At 71.1% G+C, this 21,537-nt stretch carries 19 protein-coding genes; 16 read left to right on the forward strand and 3 right to left on the reverse strand.

Translation table 11 applies throughout. From position 1 onward, the window contains the following. Positions 1-87 precede the first annotated feature (87 nt). The 15 genes from P1P70_RS07395 to P1P70_RS07465 all read left to right on the forward strand — a co-directional run bounded on the left by P1P70_RS07395 (position 88) and on the right by P1P70_RS07465 (position 15,540). A complete protein-coding gene (locus tag P1P70_RS07395) occupies positions 88-1,731 on the forward strand; it encodes an acyl-CoA dehydrogenase family protein (RefSeq protein WP_319235608.1) in 1,644 nt (547 codons plus the stop codon). A gap of 375 nt (positions 1,732-2,106) precedes the next feature. After that, entirely contained in the window at positions 2,107-3,435 is a 1,329-nt protein-coding gene (locus P1P70_RS07400) for a helix-turn-helix domain-containing protein (RefSeq protein WP_319235639.1), read from the forward strand. 192 nt (positions 3,436-3,627) lie between these two features. Further along, on the forward strand, positions 3,628-5,043 hold the full coding sequence (locus P1P70_RS07405) for a hypothetical protein (protein ID WP_319235610.1): 1,416 nt from the start codon (positions 3,628-3,630) through the stop codon (positions 5,041-5,043). Between the two features lie 133 nt (positions 5,044-5,176). Next, positions 5,177-5,758: a GNAT family N-acetyltransferase gene (locus P1P70_RS07410; RefSeq protein ID WP_319235612.1), complete on the forward strand. Its 582-nt coding sequence runs from the start codon at positions 5,177-5,179 to the stop codon at positions 5,756-5,758. A 92-nt stretch (positions 5,759-5,850) separates the two neighbouring features. Then, positions 5,851-5,934 (forward strand): putative leader peptide, encoded by an 84-nt coding sequence (locus P1P70_RS07415; protein WP_309474722.1) that lies wholly within the window; start codon positions 5,851-5,853, stop codon positions 5,932-5,934. 169 nt (positions 5,935-6,103) lie between these two features. Further along, complete coding sequence (locus P1P70_RS07420; protein WP_319235613.1) at positions 6,104-7,795, forward strand: nitrite/sulfite reductase; 1,692 nt, start codon at positions 6,104-6,106, stop codon at positions 7,793-7,795. Positions 7,796-7,897: 102 nt separating this feature from the next. After that, positions 7,898-8,077, forward strand: a complete 180-nt coding sequence (locus P1P70_RS07425) for a hypothetical protein (protein WP_319235614.1) — start codon at positions 7,898-7,900, stop codon at positions 8,075-8,077. After that, positions 8,074-8,847 carry a phosphoadenylyl-sulfate reductase gene (locus P1P70_RS07430; protein WP_319235616.1) on the forward strand — a complete coding sequence of 258 codons (774 nt, stop codon included), beginning with the start codon at positions 8,074-8,076 and terminating at the stop codon, positions 8,845-8,847. Before P1P70_RS07425 ends, P1P70_RS07430 begins: the two co-directional genes overlap by 4 nt. A 74-nt stretch (positions 8,848-8,921) precedes the next feature. Continuing rightward, positions 8,922-9,467 carry an adenylyl-sulfate kinase gene (cysC, locus tag P1P70_RS07435; protein ID WP_413471434.1) on the forward strand — a complete coding sequence of 182 codons (546 nt, stop codon included), beginning with the start codon at positions 8,922-8,924 and terminating at the stop codon, positions 9,465-9,467. Next, positions 9,464-10,402, forward strand: coding sequence for a sulfate adenylyltransferase subunit CysD (cysD, locus tag P1P70_RS07440; RefSeq protein ID WP_319235620.1), 939 nt, complete (start codon positions 9,464-9,466; stop codon positions 10,400-10,402). The genes cysC and cysD overlap by 4 nt, the downstream gene beginning before the upstream one ends. Positions 10,403-10,404: 2 nt before the next feature. Further along, on the forward strand, positions 10,405-11,739 hold the full coding sequence (locus P1P70_RS07445) for a sulfate adenylyltransferase subunit 1 (RefSeq protein WP_319235622.1): 1,335 nt from the start codon (positions 10,405-10,407) through the stop codon (positions 11,737-11,739). A gap of 219 nt (positions 11,740-11,958) precedes the next feature. Continuing rightward, positions 11,959-13,068 carry an aliphatic sulfonate ABC transporter substrate-binding protein gene (locus tag P1P70_RS07450; RefSeq protein ID WP_319235624.1) on the forward strand — a complete coding sequence of 370 codons (1,110 nt, stop codon included), beginning with the start codon at positions 11,959-11,961 and terminating at the stop codon, positions 13,066-13,068. Between the two features lie 36 nt (positions 13,069-13,104). Further along, the gene (locus tag P1P70_RS07455; protein ID WP_319235626.1) at positions 13,105-13,893 is read left to right on the forward strand and encodes an ABC transporter ATP-binding protein; all 789 of its coding nucleotides are present in this window, start codon (positions 13,105-13,107) and stop codon (positions 13,891-13,893) included. Further along, on the forward strand, positions 13,880-14,794 hold the full coding sequence (locus P1P70_RS07460) for an ABC transporter permease (protein ID WP_319235628.1): 915 nt from the start codon (positions 13,880-13,882) through the stop codon (positions 14,792-14,794). The genes P1P70_RS07455 and P1P70_RS07460 overlap by 14 nt, the downstream gene beginning before the upstream one ends. 5 nt (positions 14,795-14,799) lie before the next feature. Next, entirely contained in the window at positions 14,800-15,540 is a 741-nt protein-coding gene (locus P1P70_RS07465; protein WP_319235629.1) for a sirohydrochlorin chelatase, read from the forward strand. Between the two features lie 204 nt (positions 15,541-15,744). On the opposite strand, the gene P1P70_RS07470 is transcribed toward P1P70_RS07465, so the two are convergent. Continuing rightward, positions 15,745-16,296 (reverse strand): DUF1697 domain-containing protein, encoded by a 552-nt coding sequence (locus tag P1P70_RS07470; RefSeq protein ID WP_319235631.1) that lies wholly within the window; start codon positions 16,294-16,296, stop codon positions 15,745-15,747. A 236-nt stretch (positions 16,297-16,532) separates the two neighbouring features. Between P1P70_RS07470 and P1P70_RS07475 the strand changes: the two genes are divergently transcribed. Then, positions 16,533-18,806, forward strand: coding sequence for an MMPL family transporter (locus P1P70_RS07475; RefSeq protein ID WP_319235633.1), 2,274 nt, complete (start codon positions 16,533-16,535; stop codon positions 18,804-18,806). Between the two features lie 71 nt (positions 18,807-18,877). Here P1P70_RS07475 and P1P70_RS07480 read toward each other — a convergent pair whose 3' ends face one another. Next, positions 18,878-19,822, reverse strand: coding sequence for a CDP-alcohol phosphatidyltransferase family protein (locus tag P1P70_RS07480; protein ID WP_319235635.1), 945 nt, complete (start codon positions 19,820-19,822; stop codon positions 18,878-18,880). A 237-nt stretch (positions 19,823-20,059) separates the two neighbouring features. Then, positions 20,060-21,250: a macrolide-inactivating glycosyltransferase gene (locus P1P70_RS07485; RefSeq protein ID WP_319235637.1), complete on the reverse strand. Its 1,191-nt coding sequence runs from the start codon at positions 21,248-21,250 to the stop codon at positions 20,060-20,062. Between the last annotated feature and the right edge of the window lie 287 nt (positions 21,251-21,537).

The raw sequence follows: 21,537 nt of genomic DNA on the forward strand, positions 1-21,537 counted from the left end.
GGCGCTCCGCCCCGGCGCCGGACACCTGCCCCGGAAGACCGGCGAGCGTCACCGTGACGACGCGATACCGAGGGGTAGGTTCCCGGTATGGCATCCAGCACCCACGAAGTGACCAATCAGGCTCCGCCCCTGGTGGACTACGACGTCTTCGGCGGCGACGCCGTGCTGTCGGAGGCGGTCGAGCGGCATCTGGCGCCGGAGGTCCTGGCGGAGGCGCGGGACGAGCTGACGGGGTTCGGCCGTACGGCGGGCTCGGCGCAGGTGCAGGAGTGGGGGCGGCTCGCGAACGAGAACCCGCCGAAGCTGCGGGCGTACGACCGGTACGGGAACCGGGTGGACGAGGTCGAGTTCCATCCGTCCTGGCACCGGCTGCTCGGCAAGGGCGTCTCGGCGGGGCTGACGGCGGCCTGGACCCGGCCCGGGGGTCATGTGCGGCGGGCGGCGGCGTTCGTCGTGTGGACCCAGGTCGAGGCCGGCAACGGCTGCCCGCTGTCCATGACCCACGCGGCGGTGCCCGCCCTGCGGACGGACCCGGCGCTCGCCGCCGAGTGGGAGCCGCGGCTGACGTCGCGGCTCTACGACTGGGACATGCGGCCCGCCGACCAGAAGGCCGGCGCCCTCTTCGGGATGGGCATGACCGAGAAGCAGGGCGGCAGCGACGTACGCGCCAACACCAGCGCGGCGCGGCCGCTGGTCGAGGACGGGACGTACGAGCTGACGGGCCACAAGTGGTTCTGCTCGGCGCCGATGTCGGACGGGTTCCTGGTGCTGGCGCAGGCTCCGGGCGGGTTGACGTGTTTCCTGGTGCCCCGGGTGCTGGCGGACGGCTCGCGGAACGTGTTCCGCATCCAGCGGCTGAAGGAGAAGCTGGGCAACCGGTCCAACGCCTCCGCCGAGGTCGAGTTCGACGGGACGTGGGCGCGCCGGGTCGGGGACGAGGGGAGCGGGGTGCGCACCATCATCGGGATGGTGGCGGCCACCCGGCTGGACTGCGCGCTGGGCGCGGCCTCGTTGATGCGGCAGGCGGTCGCGCAGGCGGTGCATCACTGCACGTACCGGGAGGCGTTCGGCGGGCGGCTGGTGGACAAGCCGCTGATGCGCAACGTGCTGGCCGATCTGGCGCTGGAGTCGGAGGCGGCGACGACGCTGGCGATGCGGCTGGCCTCGGCGTACGACGCGGCCGAGGCGGGCGACGAGAACGAACGCTCGTTCTTGCGGCTCGCCGTGCCGGTCGCCAAGTACTGGGTCACCAAGCGGTGTGCCCCGCTCGTGGTGGAGGCCTCCGAGTGCCTGGGCGGCAACGGCTACGTCGAGGAGTCCGGCATGCCGCGCCTGCTGCGCGAGTCCCCGCTCAACTCCATCTGGGAGGGCGCCGGGAACGTACAGGCGCTCGATGTGCTGCGGGCGCTGCAACGCGAACCGCGGGCCCTCGACGCCTACTTGCGGGAGGTGGGCCGGGCGCGCGGCGCCGACCACCGTCTCGACGGCGCGATCAAGGGACTGCTGACCGAACTCGCCGACCTGGACGGCATCGAGGCCCGCGCGCGCAGGCTCGTGGAGCGGCTCGCGCTCGTCCTCCAGGGGGCGTTGCTCACGCGGTACGCGCCCCCGGCGGTCGCCGACGCCTTCTGCGCCTCCCGGCTCGGCGGCGACTGGGGCTCGGCGTTCGGCACGCTGCCGCACACCCTGGATCTCGCCTCGGTGGTGGAGCGGGCGCGGCCGGTGCGCTGAGCCGCGGCCGTACGGGGGACAGCCCTCCTCGCGGCGGGCGCCCCCTCTTTCGAGTGGTGCGACCGGGCCGTCCGAGGCGGGGGTGGTGCTGCGCCGACACGGCACCACCCCCGCTTCTGTGGCCCCTCGGAGCGGAGCGCAGACGCCGCACCGGGCGACGTTGAACTAGTTTCAAGGAGCACGGGCCGGTCCGCCAGGGTTGCAGGGGGTTGCAACTCGTCCGCGCTCTGTGGCCGGAGGCCGCCCCTCCGTGGCCGAAGAACGGCACACTGGGAGACCCGCAGTCGATGCCGTCGCGCGGATCCGGACTTCCACGGCCACCAGGGGCCGTGGAGCGGACGGCCTGCCGGGGAGGAACGTGTGCCGCACTCGCCGATGGAAGACACGCGGCTGACCGCCACGGACGCCGCCCGGGCGGCCCGGATCCTCGGCGAGGTGCGCGCCGCCACCCTCGACGGGCGGCCCGCGAAACCCGCCCCGCGCCCCGTGATCCGGGAGTCCTGGGGCCGCACGGCGCGCGGCGGCGTCGACCCCGACCACGACTTCCGGTCCGACCTGCTCGGCCGCGACGAGGTCGAGCGCCGTCGTCGGACCTCGCGGCTGCGCCACGTCCTGCCGGTGCTCCGCGAGGGGCTGCTGTCCCTGGCGGACACCACACAGCACATCATGATGGTCGCGGACGCGGACGCCCGGGTGCTGTGGCGCGAGGGCAGTGCGGCCGTGCTCCGCAAGGCGGACGGGCAGGGACTCGGGATCGGCTCGGACTGGCGCGAGGAGACCGTCGGCACGAACGGCGTCGGCACGCCCCTGGTCTCCCGCCGCGCCGTCCAGGTGTTCTCCGCCGAGCACTTCGTGCGCGCCCTGCACCCGTGGACCTGCACCGGCGCCCCCATCGTCGACCCGCGTGACGGCCGGCTGCTCGGCGCGGTCGACATCAGCGGCCCGCTGGAGACCCTGCACCCCTCCACGCTCGCGCTGGTCGACTCGGTCGCCAAACTCGCCCAGGCCCACCTCCGGGAGCTGCACCTCGCCTCGCTCGAACAGCTGCGGGCGGTGGCCGCTCCGGTGCTGGCCCGGATCGGCGGCCGCGCGATCGCCGTGGACCGGGACGGCTGGACGGCCGCCGTCACCGGCATGCCGTACACCGGCCGGGTCGCCCTGCCCAAGTCCCTCTCCCCCGGCCGCTGCCGGCTCCCCGCGCTCGGTCCGTGCACCGTCGAACCGCTGCCGGCGGGCTGGCTGATACGCCCCGCGGCCGAACCCGCGGCCGTCCCGACCGCCACGCACATCACGCTCGACGTCTCCCACCCGCGCGGCTGGACCGTCACCGTCGCCGGCTGCGCGGGCTCCTGGACCCATGAGCTCACGCCCCGCCACGCCGAACTCCTGTACCTGCTCGCCCTCCACCGGGGTGGACGCAGCGCCTCCGCGCTCGCCGACGACATGTTCGGCGACCCCGGGCGCACCGTCACGGTCCGCGCCGAGATGTCCCGGGTACGCCGCTATCTCGGTGCCTTCCTGGACCACCGGCCGTACCGTTTCACCGAGCGTGCCGACGTCGAAGTGCTGCTCCCCGAGAGCCCGTTGGACCTGTTGCCGCACTCGGTGGCGCCGGGGGTGGTGCGGTCGCGGGGTGGTGCGCCGGGTGGCCTCCTCCGGGCGGACGGGCCGTCGGAGCACGAGCGTGCCGGGCCGAACCTCTGAGCCCCTGGCCGAACATCCCCGCTCTCGTACCGGTGAACGGATCATGGCCTCGGGTGAGGGATCTCCCTGCATTTCCCGGGACCTCGGCGTGACACGTGTCCCACTGACGTAGCATCGCTGCCAGGCCGCCCCACCTGCCTCCCCGTCAAGATCTTGTTCTGGGTAGGCAGTTGGCCGTCCCCGGGAGGTTTGATGAAGCACCGCGGCAGGCACCGACGACGCAGAAGGGGGCGTGCGCTCCGCGCGTCCCTGGCGGGGACCGCGCTGGCGCTCACGGCGGCGGCCACCCTGATCAGCACGTCGCAGGCGGCGGGCGGCGAGACGCCGGGCGCCCTCACCTCGATCACCTCGGCCGGTGAGCTGCGGGCGCTCCAGCTCCGGGAGACCCTGACCGACAGCGCCGGACTGCGCACCCTCACCGACGAGATGGGCGGCGGGGTCGGTCTGGACCAGGTCTTGGGCAGCGCGAACCACGCGATGCGCGGCGAGGCCGACTGTTTCAGCACCGAGAAGGACAATCTGCCCGTCGAGCCGGTCGCCGCGCGGGCGTACTGCTGGGAGCCCGGCGACGCGGTCGACGACCGGTGGGTGCCCCGCTCGGTCACCACGTCCCGGGACAACCGGGTCATCGCGTCCGGCTGGACGCACAGCGGCGCCGAGAGGGTCGCCCCCGAGGGCACCACGTCCGACGCGGGTACGCGTGCCGCGGGCGCGCGCACCGGCGGCCCCGACGACAGGGGGCTCGCCAGGGTCGCGTTCGTCGACGCCAGTGACCCGTCGAACCTCAGGTACCGCTGGGTCCTGCTGGTCGTGCCGACGGCCGACGAGCGGGGCTTCGAGGGACTGCGCGCCCGGCTCGGCGGCATGGCCTGGTACGAGGACAAGCTGATCGTCACCGCACGGGGCCCACGGAGCCGGGACGGGCAGGACGACTCCCTGTACGTGTTCGACCTGGCCCGTTTCCTCCGCGCCGACGTGACCGACAGTGAGGCGATCGGCAGGTCGGGCGACGGCTGGTCGGCCCACCACTACCGGTACGCGCTGCCAGCGGTCGCCTCCTACACCCCACCGGGCGGCCGCAGCTGTGACGCGCGGGACGACGACGGGGTGCCCTGCCTCGGCTCGCTCTCCCTCGACCGGACGTCGACCCCGCCCGGCGTCGTCGTGAGCGAGCGGTCCCGGCCGGGCGGCGAACGGCCCGCCCGCGTCTGGCGCTACGCCCTCGACATCACCGCCGACCGCACCGGCCTGCCGGCCACGGGACGCGCCGGCAAGGCCGTCGCCACCGAGGCGTACGTGACCGAGGCCTCCGGTGTCCGGGGTGTCCTCGCCCACCAGGGGGACTGGTACGTCGAGCAGGCCGCCGAGGAGCGCGAGAGCCACGGCACGCTCTGGCGGCAGGACGAGGAAGGCGCCGGGGCGGCGAGGTGCGCGGCGGACGAGGCCGACGAGAAGTCGGGCATCCGGTCGTACGCCTGCTGGGGACGGCACACCGCTTCCCTCTCCTACTCACCGGAGACCGACGAGCTCTGGACCCTGACCGACCCCATCCCGGAACGGGTGCTGTACGCGGTGAAGCTGTCGGACGTCGACGCCGCGTTCGATTAGGCCGCGCCACCCGGGAGGCCGGGTCGCCTGCCCCGCGGGGCCAGGTCGATTGCCCCGGGGAGGCCGGGGCGCCGCCTCCGGGGAACCCGGCCCGGCCTTGGAGGCGGGCCGGGGCGCGTGATTCCCTGGGCCCATGAGCAGCAGTACTGTCACCACCTGGTCCCTGGAGCAGACCTCGCCGAGCGATCTGCTTCCCGCCTCGGCACCCGAGGGCGACGACGTCCGTGTCGTGCGCGCCGAGGTCCCCTCCCCCGAGTTCAGCCGCTTCCTGTACGCCTCGGTCGGCGGGGACGTCCTGTGGATCGACCGGCTGTCGTGGTCGTACGAGCGGTGGCGGGAGCACCTGGAGCGGCCGGGCGTGGAGACCTGGGTCGCCTACGACCGGGGCACGCCCGCCGGTTACGTGGAGATGGAGCCGCAGGACGGCGGGGTCGTGGAGATCGTCTACTTCGGGCTGATCCCGGGTTTCCGGGGGCGGCGCATCGGCGGGCACCTGCTGTCGTACGGCACGGCCCGGGCCTGGGACCTCGCCGAGCGGTGGCCGGGGCTGCCGCCGACCAAGCGGGTCTGGCTACACACCTGCTCCCGGGACGGGGAGCACGCGATGGCGAACTACCTGCGGCGGGGTTTCGCCCTGTTCGACACGAAGGTGACGGAGGAGCCCGACGCGACGGCGCCGGGGCCCTGGCCCGGCGCGACCCCGTCCACACCATGACCCACATCACATCGTCTCGCGATGCGAGACATCCTTGTCCGGAATGTGGATGACGGTGGACTCGGTCTAAAGAGGCGTGCCACGCTTCCGTCATGTCTGGAACTGGAATTGCCTTGGTGAGTCGGCGGCACGTCGACCTCGGCCGCATGTCCAGCGCCATCTGTCCGGTGAGCTGAGCCCGACCGCGAGGGGTTGGACGACCCCGGGCGACAGCGCCGCACCCTCCTCTGTTTCAGCCCGCGCAAGGACGCGCAGGCGTCGCACACGCTGCCCGCGTGTGCCCGCATGCGCGCGCAAGCGCGGGTCAGAGCCGCTTCCACGCCTTTCCCGAAGGACATACACACCATGGCCGCCACCCCGCAGAACCCCGCCACGCCCCGCCGCAAGGTGAGCCGTCACCGTGGCGAGGGCCAGTGGGCCGCGGGTCACTTCACCCCGCTGAACGGCAACGAGCAGTTCAAGAAGGACGACGACGGTCTCAATGTGCGGACACGCATTGAGACGATCTACTCCAAGCGCGGTTTCGACTCCATCGACCCCAACGACCTGCGCGGCCGTATGCGCTGGTGGGGTCTCTACACCCAGCGCAAGCCCGGGATCGACGGCGGCAAGACCGCGATCCTGGAGCCGGAGGAGTTGGACGACAAGTACTTCATGCTGCGGGTGCGCATCGACGGCGGTCGGCTGACCACCCGGCAGCTGCGGGTGATCGGCGAGATCTCGCAGGAGTTCGCGCGCGGCACGGCCGACATCACCGACCGGCAGAACGTGCAGTACCACTGGATCCGCGTCGAGGACGTGCCCGAGATCTGGGAGCGGCTGGAGGCCGTCGGCCTGTCCACCACCGAGGCCTGCGGCGACACCCCCCGTGTGATCATCGGCTCACCCGTCGCCGGGATCGCCGCCGACGAGATCATCGACGGGACGCCCGCGATGGAGGAGATCAGCCGGCGCATCATCGGCAATCCCGCCTTCTCGAACCTGCCCCGCAAGTTCAAGTCCGCGATCTCCGGTTCGCCGCTGCTCGACGTGGCGCACGAGATCAACGACATCGCCTTCGTCGGTGTCCGCCACCCCGAGCACGGCCCCGGCTTCGACCTCTGGGTCGGCGGCGGTCTCTCCACCAACCCCAAGATCGGGCAGCGGCTCGGCGCCTGGGTCCCGCTGGACGAGGTCGCCGACGTCTACGAGGGCGTCATCTCGATCTTCCGTGACTACGGCTACCGGCGGCTGCGCACCCGCGCCCGGCTGAAGTTCCTGCTCGCCGACTGGGGCACGGAGAAGTTCCGCCAGGTCCTGGAGGACGAGTACCTCAAGCGCAAGCTGGTCGACGGCCCCGCCCCCGACCAGCCGGTGGCCCGCTGGCGCGACCACGTCGGTGTCCACCAGCAGAACGACGGCCGCTACTACGTCGGGTTCGCCCCGCGCGTCGGCCGGGTCGACGGCACCACCCTGACGAAGATCGCCGACCTCGCCGAGGCGCACGGCTCCGGCCGGGTCCGCACCACGGTCGAGCAGAAGATGATCGTGCTCGACGTCACCGAGGAGCAGGTCGACTCGCTCGTCGCGGGCCTTGAGGCACTCGACCTCACCGTCAACCCGTCGCCGTTCCGGCGCGGCACGATGGCCTGCACCGGCATCGAGTACTGCAAGCTCGCCATCGTCGAGACGAAGGCGCGCGGTTCCCTGCTGATCGACGAACTCGAGCGCCGGATCCCGGAGTTCGACGAGCCGATCACCATCAACATCAACGGCTGCCCGAACGCCTGTGCGCGTATCCAGGTGGCGGACATCGGTCTCAAGGGCCAGCTCATGCTCAACGACCAGGGCGAGCAGGTCGAGGGCTACCAGGTGCACCTGGGCGGCGCGCTCGGCCTGGAGGCCGGCTTCGGCCGCAAGGTGCGCGGTCTGAAGGTCACCGCCGACGAACTCCCCGACTACGTCGAGCGCGTGCTCACGCGCTTCCAGGAGGAGCGCGAGGACGGCGAGCGGTTCGCCGCGTGGGTCACGCGCGCTTCCGAGGAGGCGCTGTCGTGAGCTTCTTCATGACCACGGTCATGGGCATCCTGCTGTGCGCCGGCCTCGGCGCGGTGATCGGGGCCGTCGTCACCCGTGTCCGCGCGGAGGGGGGCGGGACCGATGAGTGAGCGTGCGGCGCCCTTCTACTGCCCCTACTGCGGTGACGAGGACCTGCGCCCCAACGACGAAGGTCACGGGGCCTGGGAATGCGGAGCCTGCAATCGAGCCTTCCAGTTGAAGTTCCTCGGGCTGTTGTCCCGAGGGGTTCAGCGAGCCGACAGCGGAGGGGATCACATATGACTGCCGTTCAGGCGGATTCCGATACATCCGCCGCGTCCCAAACGGACGCGGCCGGTCCGGAGGCGACCGGCCCGGACGCGGCGAAGCGCGCCGAGATCAAGGCGCTCGCCGAGCAGGCCGGCCGCGATCTGGAGGACGCCTCGGCCCTGGAGATCCTCCAGTGGGCCGTGGACACCTTCGGCAAGCGCTTCTGCGTGACGTCCTCCATGGAGGACGCGGTCGTCGCGCACCTCGCCTCCCGGGCCAGGCCCGGCGTCGACGTCGTGTTCCTGGACACCGGCTACCACTTCCCGGAGACCATCGGCACCCGGGACGCCGTGGAGGCCGTGATGGACGTCAACGTCATCACGATCGCCCCGCGGCAGACGGTCGCCGAGCAGGACGCCGAGTACGGGCCGAAGCTGCACGACCGCGACCCCGACCTCTGCTGCTTCCTGCGGAAGGTCAAGCCTCTCGAAGAGGGCCTGACCCGCTTCGACGCCTGGGCCACCGGACTGCGCCGCGACGAGTCCGCGAGCCGGGCGAACACCCCGGTCGTCGGCTGGGACGAGAAGCGCGGCAAGGTCAAGATCTCCCCGATCGCCCGCTGGACGCAGGACGACGTGGACGCGTACGTGGCCGAGCACGGCGTGCTCACCAACCCCCTGCTCATGGACGGCTACACCTCCGTGGGCTGCGCCCCCTGCACCCGCCGGGTCGCCCCCGGCGAGGACGCGCGGGCGGGCCGCTGGGCGGGCAACGCCAAGACCGAGTGCGGGCTGCACCTGTGACCGAGACAGCCGAGACCGTCGGGAACACCGGCCCCGGGACGGGCCGTGCTCCCGCGACGAACCAGGAGAACCAAGTGACGACCGGAGCCACCGGAGCCACCGTCTGGCTCACGGGTCTGCCGAGCGCCGGCAAGACCACCATCGCCCACGAACTCGCGAGCCGTCTGCGCGAGGAGGGCCACCTCGTGGAGGTCCTCGACGGCGACGAGATCCGTGAGTTCCTCACCGCGGACCTCGGTTTCAGCCGCGCCGACCGGCACACCAACGTGCAGCGCATCGGCTTCCTCGCCGACCTGCTCGCCCGCAACGGCGTCAAGGCGCTCGTGCCGGTCATCGCGCCGTACGCCGACAGCCGCGAGGCGGTCCGCAAGCGCCACGCGGCGAGCGGTGCCGCGTATGTCGAGGTGCACGTGGCGACGCCGGTCGAGGTGTGCTCCGTACGCGATGTGAAGGGCCTGTACGCCAAGCAGGCGGCCGGTGAGATCTCCGGGCTGACCGGTGTGGACGACCCGTACGAGGCTCCCGAGACCCCGGACCTGCGGATCGAGTCGCAGGACCAGACGGTCCAGGAGTCCGCCGCGCTGGTCCACCAGCTGCTCACCGAGAGGGGCCTGGCATGACGACGACCGTCACCGCCGTCTCCGGGGAGACCGGCACCCCGTACACGCTGTCGCACCTGGACGCGCTGGAGTCCGAGGCCGTCCACATCTTCCGCGAGGTCGCGGGCGAGTTCGAGCGGCCGGTGATCCTCTTCTCCGGCGGCAAGGACTCCATCGTCATGCTGCACCTGGCGCTGAAGGCCTTCGCGCCCGCCGCGATCCCCTTCTCCCTGCTGCACGTGGACACCGGGCACAACTTCCCCGAGGTGCTGGAGTACCGCGACCGTACGGTCGCCCAGCACGGGCTGCGGCTGCATGTCGCGTCCGTGCAGGACTACATCGACCGGGGTGTCCTCAAGGAGCGGCCGGACGGGACGCGGAACCCGCTGCAGACCGTGCCGCTCACCGAGAGGATCCAGGCGGAGAAGTTCGACGCCGTCTTCGGCGGCGGCCGCCGGGACGAGGAGAAGGCGCGCGCGAAGGAGCGGGTGTTCTCGCTGCGGGACGAGTTCTCCCAGTGGGACCCGCGCCGCCAGCGCCCCGAGCTGTGGAACCTCTACAACGGACGGCACGCGCCCGGCGAGCACGTCCGCGTCTTCCCGCTCTCCAACTGGACCGAGCTGGACGTCTGGCAGTACATCGCCCGCGAGGGCATCGAACTGCCGGAGATCTACTTCGCGCACGAGCGCGAGGTGTTCCAGCGGGCCGGGATGTGGCTGACCGCCGGCGAGTGGGGCGGCCCCAAGGACGGCGAGAGCGTCGAGAAGCGCCTCGTCCGCTACCGGACCGTGGGTGACATGTCCTGCACGGGCGCCGTCGACTCCGACGCGACCACGCTGGACGCCGTGATCACCGAGATCGCCGCCTCCCGCCTCACCGAGCGGGGCGCGACCCGCGCCGACGACAAGATGTCCGAGGCCGCGATGGAAGACCGTAAGCGCGAGGGGTACTTCTAGGCATGAGCACCATCACCGCCGAGGAGCTCTCGGCCACCACGCTGCTGCGGTTCGCGACCGCCGGTTCCGTCGACGACGGCAAGTCCACCCTGGTGGGCCGCCTGCTGCACGACTCCAAGTCGGTCCTCACCGACCAGCTGGAAGCCGTGGAGCGCGTTTCGGCGAGCCGTGGCCAGGAAGGCCCCGACCTCGCCCTGCTCACCGACGGCCTGCGCGCCGAGCGCGAACAGGGCATCACCATCGACGTGGCGTACCGCTACTTCGCCACCGCCCGGCGCCGCTTCATCCTCGCCGACACCCCCGGCCATGTGCAGTACACCCGCAACATGGTCACCGGCGCCTCCACCGCCGAGCTGACGGTGATCCTGGTCGACGCGCGCAACGGCGTCGTCGAGCAGACCCGCCGGCACGCCGCGATCGCCGCGCTCCTGCGGGTCCCGCACGTGGTCCTCGCGGTGAACAAGATGGACCTCGTCGCGTACGAGGAGCCGGTCTTCGCGCGGATCGCCGAGGAGTTCACTGCGTACGCCTCCGAGCTGGGCGTCCCGGAGATCACCGCGATCCCGATCTCGGCGCTGGCCGGTGACAACGTGGTGGAGCCGTCCGCGAACATGGACTGGTACGGCGGCCCGACCGTCCTGGAGCACCTGGAGACGGTGCCGGTCGCGCACGACCTGAGCCACTGCCACGCCCGTCTGCCCGTGCAGTTCGTGATCCGGCCGCAGACCGCCGAGCACCCCGACTACCGGGGTTACGCGGGTCAGATCGCCGCCGGTTCGTTCCGCGTCGGCGAGGCGGTGACCGTGCTGCCGTCGGGCCGGACGTCGAAGATCTCCGGCATCGACCTGCTGGGCGAGCCGGTCGACGTCGCCTGGACCACCCAGTCGGTGACCGTCCTGCTGGAGGACGACATCGACATCTCGCGCGGCGACCTCCTCGTGCCCAGCAAGGACGCCCCGGCGACCACGCAGGACATCGAGGCGACCGTCTGCCACGTGGCGGACCAGCCGCTCACGGTGGGCCACCGGGTGCTGCTCAAGCACGGCACCCGCACGGTCAAGGCGATCGTCAAGGACATCCCGTCCCGGCTGACGCTCGACGACCTGTCCCTGCACCCGCACCCGGGACAGCTCGTCGCCAACGACATCGGCCGGGTGAAGGTCCGCACGGCCGAGGCGCTGCCGGTCGACTCCTACGCCGACTCCCGCCGCACCGGTTCCTTCATCCTGATCGACCCGTCCGACGGCACGACGCTGACGGCCGGCATGGTCGGCGAGTCGTTCGCCACCCCGGAGCCCGTCAAGGACGAGGCCGAGGACGACGGGTGGGACTTCTGACATGAACCCCCAGGGCTTCTACGCGACGTTCGCGAAGGAGGGCGGCCGTGTGGGCAGCGGCGCCCTCGGCAGCGGACAGGGCGGAGTGGCGCGATGTGTGCGATGACGTACGCGCACCGCTTGCGCGCCCTCACCCCCCACCGCCGTAGACGAAAACCAGACCTCCCGGCCACGACCTGAGAGACCGTGACCGCCGGGCCTCCGAGAGGAACACCTCCCGTGCCTGCTCACCGCTCTGCCGCCTTCCGGCGCACTTTCGCGGCCCTCACCACCCTTCCCCTTCTCGCTCTCGCCGCCTGCGGTTACGGCTCCCAGGCGAAGGACGACGACACCGCCCAGGTGGCCGCCGGGGCGAAGAAGATCGAGGGCCTCGACACCGTCAAGATCGGCTACTTCGGCAACCTGACGCACGCCACCGCCCTGGTCGGGCGGCAGGAGGGCATCTTCCAGAAGGAGCTCGGCGCCACCAAGGCCGAGTACGCGATCTTCAACGCCGGTCCCTCCGAGATCGAGGCGCTGAACTCGAAGTCGATCGACATCGGCTGGATCGGTCCCTCCCCGGCGATCAACGGCTACACCAAGTCCGCGGGCAAGGGCCTGCGCATCATCAGTGGTTCGGCCTCCGGCGGTGTGAAGCTCGTCGTCAACCCGGACAAGATCAGGTCCCTGAAGGACGTCAAGGGCAAGAACATCGCGACGCCCCAGCTGGGCAACACGCAGGACGTGGCGTTCCTCAACTGGATCGCCGAGCAGGGCTGGAAGGTCGACGCCGAGAGCGGCAAGGGCGACGTCTCCGTGGTCCGCACGGACAACAAGATCGTCCCGGACGCCTACAAGTCGGGCTCGATCGACGGTGCCTGGGTGCCGGAGCCGACCGCGTCCAAGCTGGTGGCCGAGGGCGCCAAGGTGCTGCTGGACGAGGCCGACCTGTGGCCGGACAAGAAGTTCGTGATCACGAACATCATCGTGCGGCAGGACTTCCTGAAGGAGCACCCCAAGGTCGTCGAGGCCGTGCTGCGGGGCGCGGTGAAGACGAACGCCTTCATCGACTCCGACACGGACAAGGCGAAGGAGGCGGCCAACGCCCGGCTGAAGGAGGACTCCGGCAAGGCGCTGGACGCCAAGGTCCTCGACCCGGCGTGGGCGTCCATCCAGTTCACCGACGACCCGCTGGCGTCCACCCTGCAGACCGAGGCGGACCACGCGGTCAAGACCGGCCTGCTGAAGGACCCGCTGCTCGACGGCATCTACGACCTGTCGATCCTCAACAAGGTCCTGAAGGCCGAGGGCGAGCCCGAGGTCGACGACGCCGGTCTCGGCGTCAAGTAACCGCGTAGTCCGCCACGTTCCCAGGAGGTGACGACCATGGCCACCGCACTCGCCAAGGCCGCCGACGGCATCGGCGCCGCCGAGCACGCAGCCCGTATCGAGCACGTATCGAAGTCCTTCGCCGGGCCGACCGGGCAGCAGCTCGTGCTCGACGACATCACCCTCGATGTCGCTCCGGGCGAGTTCGTCACCCTCCTGGGGGCCTCGGGCTGTGGCAAGTCCACTCTGCTGAACCTGGTGGCGGGGCTCGACGCCCCGTCCCAGGGCAGCATCACGACCGACGGGCGCCCCGCTCTGATGTTCCAGGAGCACGCCCTGTTCCCGTGGCTGACCGCGGGCAAGAACATCGAACTCGCCCTGAAGCTCAGGGGGGTTCCGAAGAACGAACGGCGCGAGCGCGCCGAGGACCTGCTCTCCCTGGTCCGGCTGAAGGGCGCGTACGGCAAGCGGGTGCACGAGCTGTCCGGCGGTATGCGGCAGCGGGTGGCGCTGGCGCGGGCCCTCGGCCAGGAGAGCAAGCTCCTGCTGATGGACGAGCCGTTCGCGGCGCTCGACGCCATCACCCGGGACGTGCTGCACGACGAGCTGACCCGGATCTGGGAGGAGACCCAGCTCTCCGTCCTCTTCGTCACGCACAACGTGCGCGAGGCCGTACGGCTCGCGCAGCGCGTGGTGCTGCTGTCCTCGCGTCCGGGGCGGATCGCCCGGGAGTGGCGGGTCGACATCCCGCAGCCCCGCCGTATCGAGGACGCTCCGGTGGCGGAGCTGTCCCTGGAGATCACCGATGTCCTTCGTGAGGAGATCCGCCGTCATGGCCAGCAGTGAGACGAAGGCGACGGACAGGATCGACGCCCCGGCCGCCGACAAGGACCGGCTCGGGGCGGTGGAGGCGGGCCTCGACGCCCTGGAGACGCCCGGCGCCGGCCGGACGCCCTTCAGCCAGACGTTCCGGCAGAAGATCGTGCCGCCGATCACCGCGATCGTGCTGGTGCTCGCGGTGTGGCAGGGGCTGGTGTCGTTCGGCATCGTCACCGACCCGGGCAAGCTGCCCCCGCCGTCCGAGGTGTGGGACCGGACGGAGCAGGCCTGGCTGGAAGGCAAGCTGCTCGGCTTCGTCTGGACGAGTGTCTCGCGAGGCCTGTTCGGCTTCCTGATCGCGCTGGCGATCGGCACGCCGCTCGGCATCCTGGTCGCCCGGGTGCGGTTCGTGCGGGCGGCGATCGGTCCGATCCTCTCCGGTCTGCAGTCGCTGCCGTCGGTGGCGTGGGTGCCGCCGGCCGTCGTCTGGCTGGGCCTGACCGACCAGATGATGTACACGGTGATCCTGCTCGGCGCGGTCCCGTCGATCGCCAACGGTCTGGTCTCCGGCATCGACCAGGTGCCCCCGCTGTATCTGCGGGCGGGCCGCACCCTGGGCGCCACCGGTCTGCAGGGCGCCTGGCACATCGTGATGCCGGCCGCGCTGCCCGGCTATCTGGCCGGTCTGAAGCAGGGCTGGGCGTTCTCGTGGCGTTCGCTGATGGCGGCGGAGATCATCGCGAGCCACCCCGATCTCGGTGTCGGTCTCGGCCAGTTGCTGGAGAACGGCCGCACCAACATCGACATGGCCACGGTGTTCCTCGCCATCTTCCTGATCCTGCTGGTCGGTATCGCCATCGACCTGCTGATCTTCAGCCCGTTGGAGCGGCGGGTCCTGCGCGGCCGCGGCCTGCTGGTGAAGAGCTGATCCACATGTTCAACGAGCCGGCCCTCCTCGTCATCGCCCACGGCAGCCGCGACCCGCGGCACGCCGCGACCGTGCACGCCCTGGTGGAGCGGGTGCGGGCGACGCGCCCCGGGCTGCGCGTGGAGACCGGCTTCCTGGACTTCAACCTCCCCTCGGTCCGAGGGGTGCTGGAGTCGCTGGCGGCGGAGGGCGTACGGGACGTGGTGGCCCTGCCGCTGCTGCTGACCCGAGCCTTCCACGCCAAGGCGGACATCCCGGCGGTCCTGCGCGAGGCCCCGCCGGCTCTGCGCATCCGCCAGGCCGAGGTGCTCGGCCCGTCGCCCCTGCTGCTGTCGGCCCTCGAACGCCGGCTGTACGAGGCGGGGCTGAGGCCCGCCGACAGGTCCTCGACCGGGGTCGTGCTGGCCTCGGCGGGGTCCACCGACCCGGAGGCGATCGCGGTGATCGCAGATATCGCGCGGGAGTGGCGGCACACCGGCTGGTGCGCCGTGCGACCCGCGTTCGCCTCCGCGTCCCTCCCCCGCACGGAGGACGCCGTACGGGAGTTGCGGGCGCTCGGCTGCGCACGGGTGGCCGTGGCGCCGTACGTCATCGCGCCGGGCCGGCTGCCGGACCGCATCGCGCGGGGCGCGGCCGGGGCGGACGACCTCGCCGGCGTACTGGGCCCGGCACCGGAGGTGGCACGGCTGCTGCTGCGCAGATACGACGAGGCCTCGCTTCCGGCGCGGATCGCGGTGGGGGCCTGAAGTCGCGGACCGGGAGCGGGAGTGTCGCCCATGACACGGCCCGCCCAGCCGCCTCCGCCTCCACGCCGGGCCGTGCAGGGCTCACCACCGGCAGCGATCCGGCCCCGGCACTCCCGGGGCGCCGTGTGGGCGAATCTGTTGCGGCAGGTCGTCGGGCGGGGCCGGTGTGCCGCGCCCGGGGCGCCCCAGGGTGGGGCGTGGCGGCTACGGGTGTGATGTGGTCAGCTCCGCCAGCTTCACCACCGTGTTCCAGTTGCGGGTCGTGACGGTCAGGCCCTTCAGGAGACGGGGCCTCGACAGGGCCTCCGCGAGCTTGGAGCGGCCGAGGCCCTCGGGGGCGTACAGATACAGTGCCCGGTCCCCGATCCTGAACTCCTCCGGCAGGAAGGCCGGTTGGTCGATCCCCTCGAAGCGGGTCGCGTCGACGGTCTCCGACAGGTACGTCACATGCAGTTGCTTGCCCTCCAACTCCGCCGCCGGGAACGGGCACGCCGCCCGGACGGCCTCCAGATACGCGTGGTCGCGCACCAGGACGTCCACGGTGAAGCCGAAGTGTTTCCCGATGGCGGTCGTGATCTCGGCCGCGAGGGAGTCCTCGTCGCCGTGGTCGCTGGTGAAGACCGCGTTGCCGCTCTGGAGGTAGGTGGCCACACCGTCGTGGCCGAGGCCGGTCAGGAGGGTACGGAGGTCGGCCATCGGGACCTTCTTGCTGCCGCCCACGTTGATCCCGCGCAGTAGCGCCGCGTACGTCGTCATGGGTTCACGATATGCACCGGGCGGAGTGGCCACCCTGAGGAGCGGCCCCGAGAACCCGGGATGTGTGTAAGGGGCCACTGTCCTCCCTCATGGGGAGGGAGCCGGGTCCGAGCGGAGGACCCGGGGGCGGTGGGGTTCACCGGACAGCACGACGAGATGCCCTTATCCGGCTCATACCTTCGAAGCGAAAGGTGGCGGCAGGGGGTCGCCATCGCTTGCGAGGGGGCTGGCCCGTCATGGGGAACGGAGAGGTACGGGTGCGGGGGATCGCCGCCCGGGCGGGCGGCTGGAGCGCCCGGCACCGCTGGGCGGCCGTCGGGGTCTGGTTGCTGTTCGTGGTGCTGACGATGGGCATCGGCTCGGCGATGGGCTCGGTCGAGGTCAAGGACAGCGACCAGCTCAAGGGGGAGACGAGCGCGGCGGCGCACATCGTCGAGGAGGCGGGGATCGAGGAACCCGCCGGTGAGACGGTCCTGATCCAGGCGAAGGACGACGCCACCCGGGCCACGGACCCCGCGTTCCGGGCCGCCGTGGCCGATGTGATGCAGGCCGTCGAGCGGACCGGGAAGGTCGCGGACGTGACCTCTCCGTACGACACGCGGACGATCTCGAAGGACGGCCGCAGCGCGCTGGTGCAGTTCGATGTGCGGGGCGCGTCGGACACCGCGGGTGAGCGGATCGAACCGGTGCTGAAGGCCGTCGCCGACGTCCAGAAGGAGCACGGGTCGCTGCGGATCGAGGAGATCGGCGGCGCCTCGATGATGAAGACGTTCGACGACGCCTTCGGGGACGACTTCCAGAAGGCCGAGTACTCGGCCGTGCCGGTGGCGCTCGGCATCCTGCTGATCGCGTTCGGCGCGGTCGTCGCGGCGCTGCTGCCGGTGGCGCTGGCGATCACCGCGATCGTCGCGACGATGGGACTGATGGCCATCGTCAGCCATGTGATCCCGATGAGCGACACCGCCAACTCCGTGATGCTGCTGGTGGGCCTGGCCGTCGGTGTCGACTACTGCCTGTTCTATCTGCGCCGTGAGCGTGAGGAGCGGGCGGCGGGCCGGGACGCGCAGGCCGCGCTGCGGGTGGCCGCCGCGACCAGTGGCCGCGCCATCATCGTCTCGGGTGTCACGGTGTGCGTGGCCATGGCGGGCATGCTGTTCACCGGGCTCGCCGAGTTCGAGGCGATGGGCCTGGCGTCCCTGATGGTCGTCGCCGTCGCGATGGTCGGTTCGGTCACGGTGCTGCCGGCGCTGCTGTCGCTGCTGGGCGGGCGGGTCGAGAAGGGCCGTATCCCGTTCCTGCACCCGGACAAGCGGCGGAAGAACGGCCGTGCGGGAGGCGACGGTTCGGAGAGCCGTTTCTGGAACGCCGTCCTGCGGGTGGTCCTCGCCAAGCCGGCGCTGTCGCTGGTCGTGGCGACCGGTGCGCTGCTCGCCGTGGCCGCGCCCGCGCTCGGGATGAAGACGCAGAACCTGACGCTGGACCAGGAGTTCGGGGACTCGCTGCCGATCGTGCAGACGTACAACCGGGTCAACGAGGCCTTCCCCGGCGGTTCCGAGCCGGCCGAGGTGGTGGTGAAGGCGAAGGACATCAACGCCCCGGAGGTGCGCGCGGCGTTGGCCGATTTCAAGGAGGAGGCCGTCGCGTCGGGGGCTTCGCGCGGCCCGGTGGAGATCAAGGTGCACGACGCGCAGGACGTGGCCTTCGTGTACGTGCCGCTGGTCGGCGGCTCCGACCAGGACAAGGCGGGCGCGAGCCTGGACAAGCTGCGCGACGAGGTACGGCCCGCCACGCTCGGCAAGGTCGAGGGCGTCGAGGCCCCGGTCACCGGGCAGGTCGCGGGCAACCAGGACTTCAACGACCAGCTGGTCGGTTCCGTCGTCCCGGTCTTCGCCTTCGTCGTGGTCTTCGCCTTCGTGCTGATGCTGCTGTCGTTCCGCTCGCTGACGATCGCGGCGACGTCGATCGTGCTGAACCTGCTGTCGGTGGGCGCCGCGTACGGCATCCTCGTCGCGGTCTTCCAGCACGGCTGGGGTGCCTCGCTGGTGGGCGCGGAGGGCGTGGGCGCCATCATCACCTGGCTGCCGCTGTTCCTGTTCGTGATCCTGTTCGGGCTGTCGATGGACTACCACGTGTTCGTGGTCTCGCGGATCCGTGAGGCGCGGCTGCGGGGCCGGACGACGAAGGAGGCGATCCGGCACGGGGTGGTCACCACGGCCGGCGTCGTGACCAGCGCCGCCGTCATCATGGTCGCCGTCTTCGCGATCTTCGGGACGCTGTCCATGCAGTCGATGAAGCAGATGGGTGTGGGTCTCGCGGCCGCCGTCCTCATCGACGCGACGATCATCCGCGGGGTGCTCCTCCCGGCGGTGATGGCCCTGCTGGGCGAGCGCAACTGGTATCTACCGAAGTGGCTGAACCGGCTGCCGGACCTCACCCATGACGAGTCGCCGGAGCCGGAGCCGGTGTCGTCGGCCGGCCGGGACGCGCGGGACGAGCGGGTACGGGTCTGATCGGGGCCTGAGCGCGGAGGTGGGCCGGGGCGGCGTCGCCCCGGCCCACCTCGGTGTCCGTACCCAGCGGCTCAGGCCGCCGTGGCGACGTCCCCCCGGTCGAAGGAGTCGAGGGTGCGGGTGAAGTCGCGGGTGGAGAGCAACAGCTTGTAGACGATGGCCAGTTCGAAGACGAGCAGCAGGGCGCCGGAGACGAGGGTCGCCGTCATCACCGAGTCGACGATCGGGCCGATCATGAAGACGCCCATCTGGAACTCGATGCCGCTGATCAGATGGGGGCGGACCCGGTGGCGCAGCAGGAAGGACCGGACGCGCAGGTAGAAGGGGAAGCGGCGGCGGAACTCCTGGTGCAGGTCGACGACCTGGGCCTGCGGCGCCGCCTGGGTGACCTCGGCGGCGACCGTGCGCAGGTCCTGTTCGATGTCGGCCTCGGGGTTCTCGCGCAGCAGGTCCTCCATGAAGGCGAGTTCCCGCTCGTTCTCGGCCCGACGGGCCTCACGGAGCCTGGCCTTGATCTGCTTGCGCATGGTGTGGCGGACCTTGAAGGTCTCCAGCGAGTTGATGTAGCGGAGCGCGTCGCAGCCGATGACGGCGGCGGCGAGCCAGATGTAGAAGGTCTCTCCCGTGCGCTGGTACTGCCCGGCCATCAGGGCGACCGAACACGCCGCGACCCGGACGCGGTCGAAGACGAAGTCGAGCCAGGCCCCGAACACCGAGCCCTGGCCGGTGAGTCGGGCGACCTTGCCGTCCATGCAGTCGAGGATGAAGCTCAGGTGGTAGACGACCGCGCCGGCGATCAGCCAGCGCCAGTCACCCAGTGCGAAGAAGGCGGCCGAGACCAGACCCAGCAGGAAGGCGCCCCAGGTCAGCTGGTTGGGCGTGATCCTCGTGTACTTCGCGGTCAGCCGAACCAGGGGGGTGGCGACCGGGTCGACGAGGAGCACGGTCCACCAGGCGTCCCGCTTCTTCTGGGTGACGCGACGCACTTCCGCGAGGTCGGGTATGTCTCGGCGCATGGGTCAACTTCCTGGCGTTCGAAATGAATTCATCCTCAGCTTGGAAGTCGTTCACCCGAGGCACAAGAAGCGCCGAACACAACCTTTCGAAGGGGGTAACGGTCGAACCCGGTAACAGAGTCAGTGCGCGTTCCGCGCGGACCGGGCGTTATCCGAGCGTTACTGAGTGACCTGACCGTGACCTAAAAAGTTCCACGATTTCACGAAGAGCGTGGAACCAGCCGGCTTGCCCGGCTATCACGGGGTTCCGAGCGCCGCCTCGACGAGGTCGGCGGCCTGCCTGGTGCCGCCCTCGCCCGCCATTTCCTGCTGGATCTCCTTGAGGCGGCGCGCCACTTCGGGGTCGTCCACGAGGGCGAGGACCGCCTCGCGCAGGGTCTCGGCGGTCGCCTCCTCCTTGGGCAGATGGCGGGCGACGCCCAACGCCTGAAGCATCTCGGCGTTGCCGAACTGGTCGACGGCCTGCGGGACGGCGACCATCGGGGTGGCGGTGGCAAGTCCTTCCTGGCTGCCGCCGGCGCCCGCGTGGGTGATGAACGCGTCGGCCTGCCGGAGGACCGCCAACTGCGGCACCCAGTCCCGCACCTCCACCCGGTCCGGGATCTCCCCCAGCTCCGCCGGGTCGACGTGCCGGCCGATCTGGAGCACGACGTGCCAGCCGGGCAGCTCGCCGAAGGCCCGCACGCACGCGCGGTAGAAGTCGGGCTGCTTGGTGAAGGCCGACCCGAGCGAGACGAGCAACACCTTCTCCGCGTCGGCCGGCCGCTGCCAGTCCCCCTGCGCCGAACGGTCGCCCTGGCAGGCGCCTACGAAGGTGTAGCGGCTCTCGTCGACCCGGTCGGCGTTCGGCTGGAGCGCCTTCGGGATGAGGACGAGGGAGCGGGCGGGCCTGCCGACGAAGGGGTCGGGGTGCTCGGTGATCCCGTTCTCCTCCAGCCACGCCTGGAACCGGGCGTAGTACGCCTTGCCGCGTTCCGTCTTCTTCGGTTCGGCCCACATGGGCTCGGCGACCTCTTCCTCGTAGCCGTCCCAGGCGACCAGGTTCGGGGAGAGGGAGATCGCCTTGACGCCCCAGCGGTGGGCGAGGACCGGCGCCGGGTATGCGGTGATGTCGTGCAGCACGAGGTCGGGCTCGTCGCCCTCGTAGGCCTCGACGAGCTGCGGCAGGGCCTGGATCGCGTCCTCCAGGAAGGGCTCGACGTTGTCGAGGAGCGTGCTCCCCCACGCCTCGGGGTCGGCGTCGGGGCCGGGCAGAGTGGAGTGCCAGAGCTTGGGCTCGGCTCCGGTCTCGGCGACCTTCTCCGCGAAGGCCGGCGGGATCGCGTACGTGACCCGATGACCGCGCGCCACGAGCTCACGGACCACTTCGAGGCTCGGGTTCACGTGACCGTGGGCGGCGATGGAGAACATGGCGATGTGTGGGGTCATGCGCCGACGATATGCGAGACGAGACGTCTCGTGCAACTTCCATGGTGGTGGCCGTGGGGTGCGTTGTCGGGTGCGGGTGCGTGGGGGCTGGTCGCGCAGTTCCCCGCGCCCCTAAAAGCTTCAGGCCCCTGCGGGCCTGAAAGACCAGGCCCTGCGGACCTGAAAAGCACGGGGCGCAGCCCCTGCTTTTCAGGGGCGCGGGGAACTGCGCGAGAAGCCCCCACGCACCCGCACCCGACAACGCACCCCACGGCCACCACCATGGAAGTTGCACGAGACGTCTCGTC

Source organism: Streptomyces sp. MB09-02B (assembly GCF_033794485.1).
Classification (GTDB): domain Bacteria; phylum Actinomycetota; class Actinomycetes; order Streptomycetales; family Streptomycetaceae; genus Streptomyces.

Excerpts from the sequence above, each read along its gene's own strand:
- P1P70_RS07395 (WP_319235608.1), top strand. The coding sequence starts at position 88 with ATGGCATCCAGCACCCACGAAGTGACCAATCAGGCTCCGCCCCTGGTG.
- P1P70_RS07460 (WP_319235628.1), top strand. The coding sequence starts at position 13,880 with ATGGCCAGCAGTGAGACGAAGGCGACGGACAGGATCGACGCCCCGGCC.
- P1P70_RS07400 (WP_319235639.1), top strand. The coding sequence starts at position 2,107 with ATGGAAGACACGCGGCTGACCGCCACGGACGCCGCCCGGGCGGCCCGG.
- P1P70_RS07430 (WP_319235616.1), top strand. The coding sequence starts at position 8,074 with ATGACTGCCGTTCAGGCGGATTCCGATACATCCGCCGCGTCCCAAACG.
- P1P70_RS07445 (WP_319235622.1), top strand. The coding sequence starts at position 10,405 with ATGAGCACCATCACCGCCGAGGAGCTCTCGGCCACCACGCTGCTGCGG.
- P1P70_RS07410 (WP_319235612.1), top strand. The coding sequence starts at position 5,177 with ATGAGCAGCAGTACTGTCACCACCTGGTCCCTGGAGCAGACCTCGCCG.
- P1P70_RS07420 (WP_319235613.1), top strand. The coding sequence starts at position 6,104 with ATGGCCGCCACCCCGCAGAACCCCGCCACGCCCCGCCGCAAGGTGAGC.
- P1P70_RS07480 (WP_319235635.1), bottom strand. The coding sequence starts at position 19,822 with ATGCGCCGAGACATACCCGACCTCGCGGAAGTGCGTCGCGTCACCCAG.
- P1P70_RS07475 (WP_319235633.1), top strand. The coding sequence starts at position 16,533 with ATGGGGAACGGAGAGGTACGGGTGCGGGGGATCGCCGCCCGGGCGGGC.
- P1P70_RS07485 (WP_319235637.1), bottom strand. The coding sequence starts at position 21,250 with ATGACCCCACACATCGCCATGTTCTCCATCGCCGCCCACGGTCACGTG.
- P1P70_RS07415 (WP_309474722.1), top strand. The coding sequence starts at position 5,851 with ATGTCTGGAACTGGAATTGCCTTGGTGAGTCGGCGGCACGTCGACCTC.
- P1P70_RS07455 (WP_319235626.1), top strand. The coding sequence starts at position 13,105 with ATGGCCACCGCACTCGCCAAGGCCGCCGACGGCATCGGCGCCGCCGAG.
- P1P70_RS07470 (WP_319235631.1), bottom strand. The coding sequence starts at position 16,296 with ATGACGACGTACGCGGCGCTACTGCGCGGGATCAACGTGGGCGGCAGC.
- cysD (WP_319235620.1), top strand. The coding sequence starts at position 9,464 with ATGACGACGACCGTCACCGCCGTCTCCGGGGAGACCGGCACCCCGTAC.
- P1P70_RS07465 (WP_319235629.1), top strand. The coding sequence starts at position 14,800 with ATGTTCAACGAGCCGGCCCTCCTCGTCATCGCCCACGGCAGCCGCGAC.
- P1P70_RS07425 (WP_319235614.1), top strand. The coding sequence starts at position 7,898 with ATGAGTGAGCGTGCGGCGCCCTTCTACTGCCCCTACTGCGGTGACGAG.
- P1P70_RS07405 (WP_319235610.1), top strand. The coding sequence starts at position 3,628 with ATGAAGCACCGCGGCAGGCACCGACGACGCAGAAGGGGGCGTGCGCTC.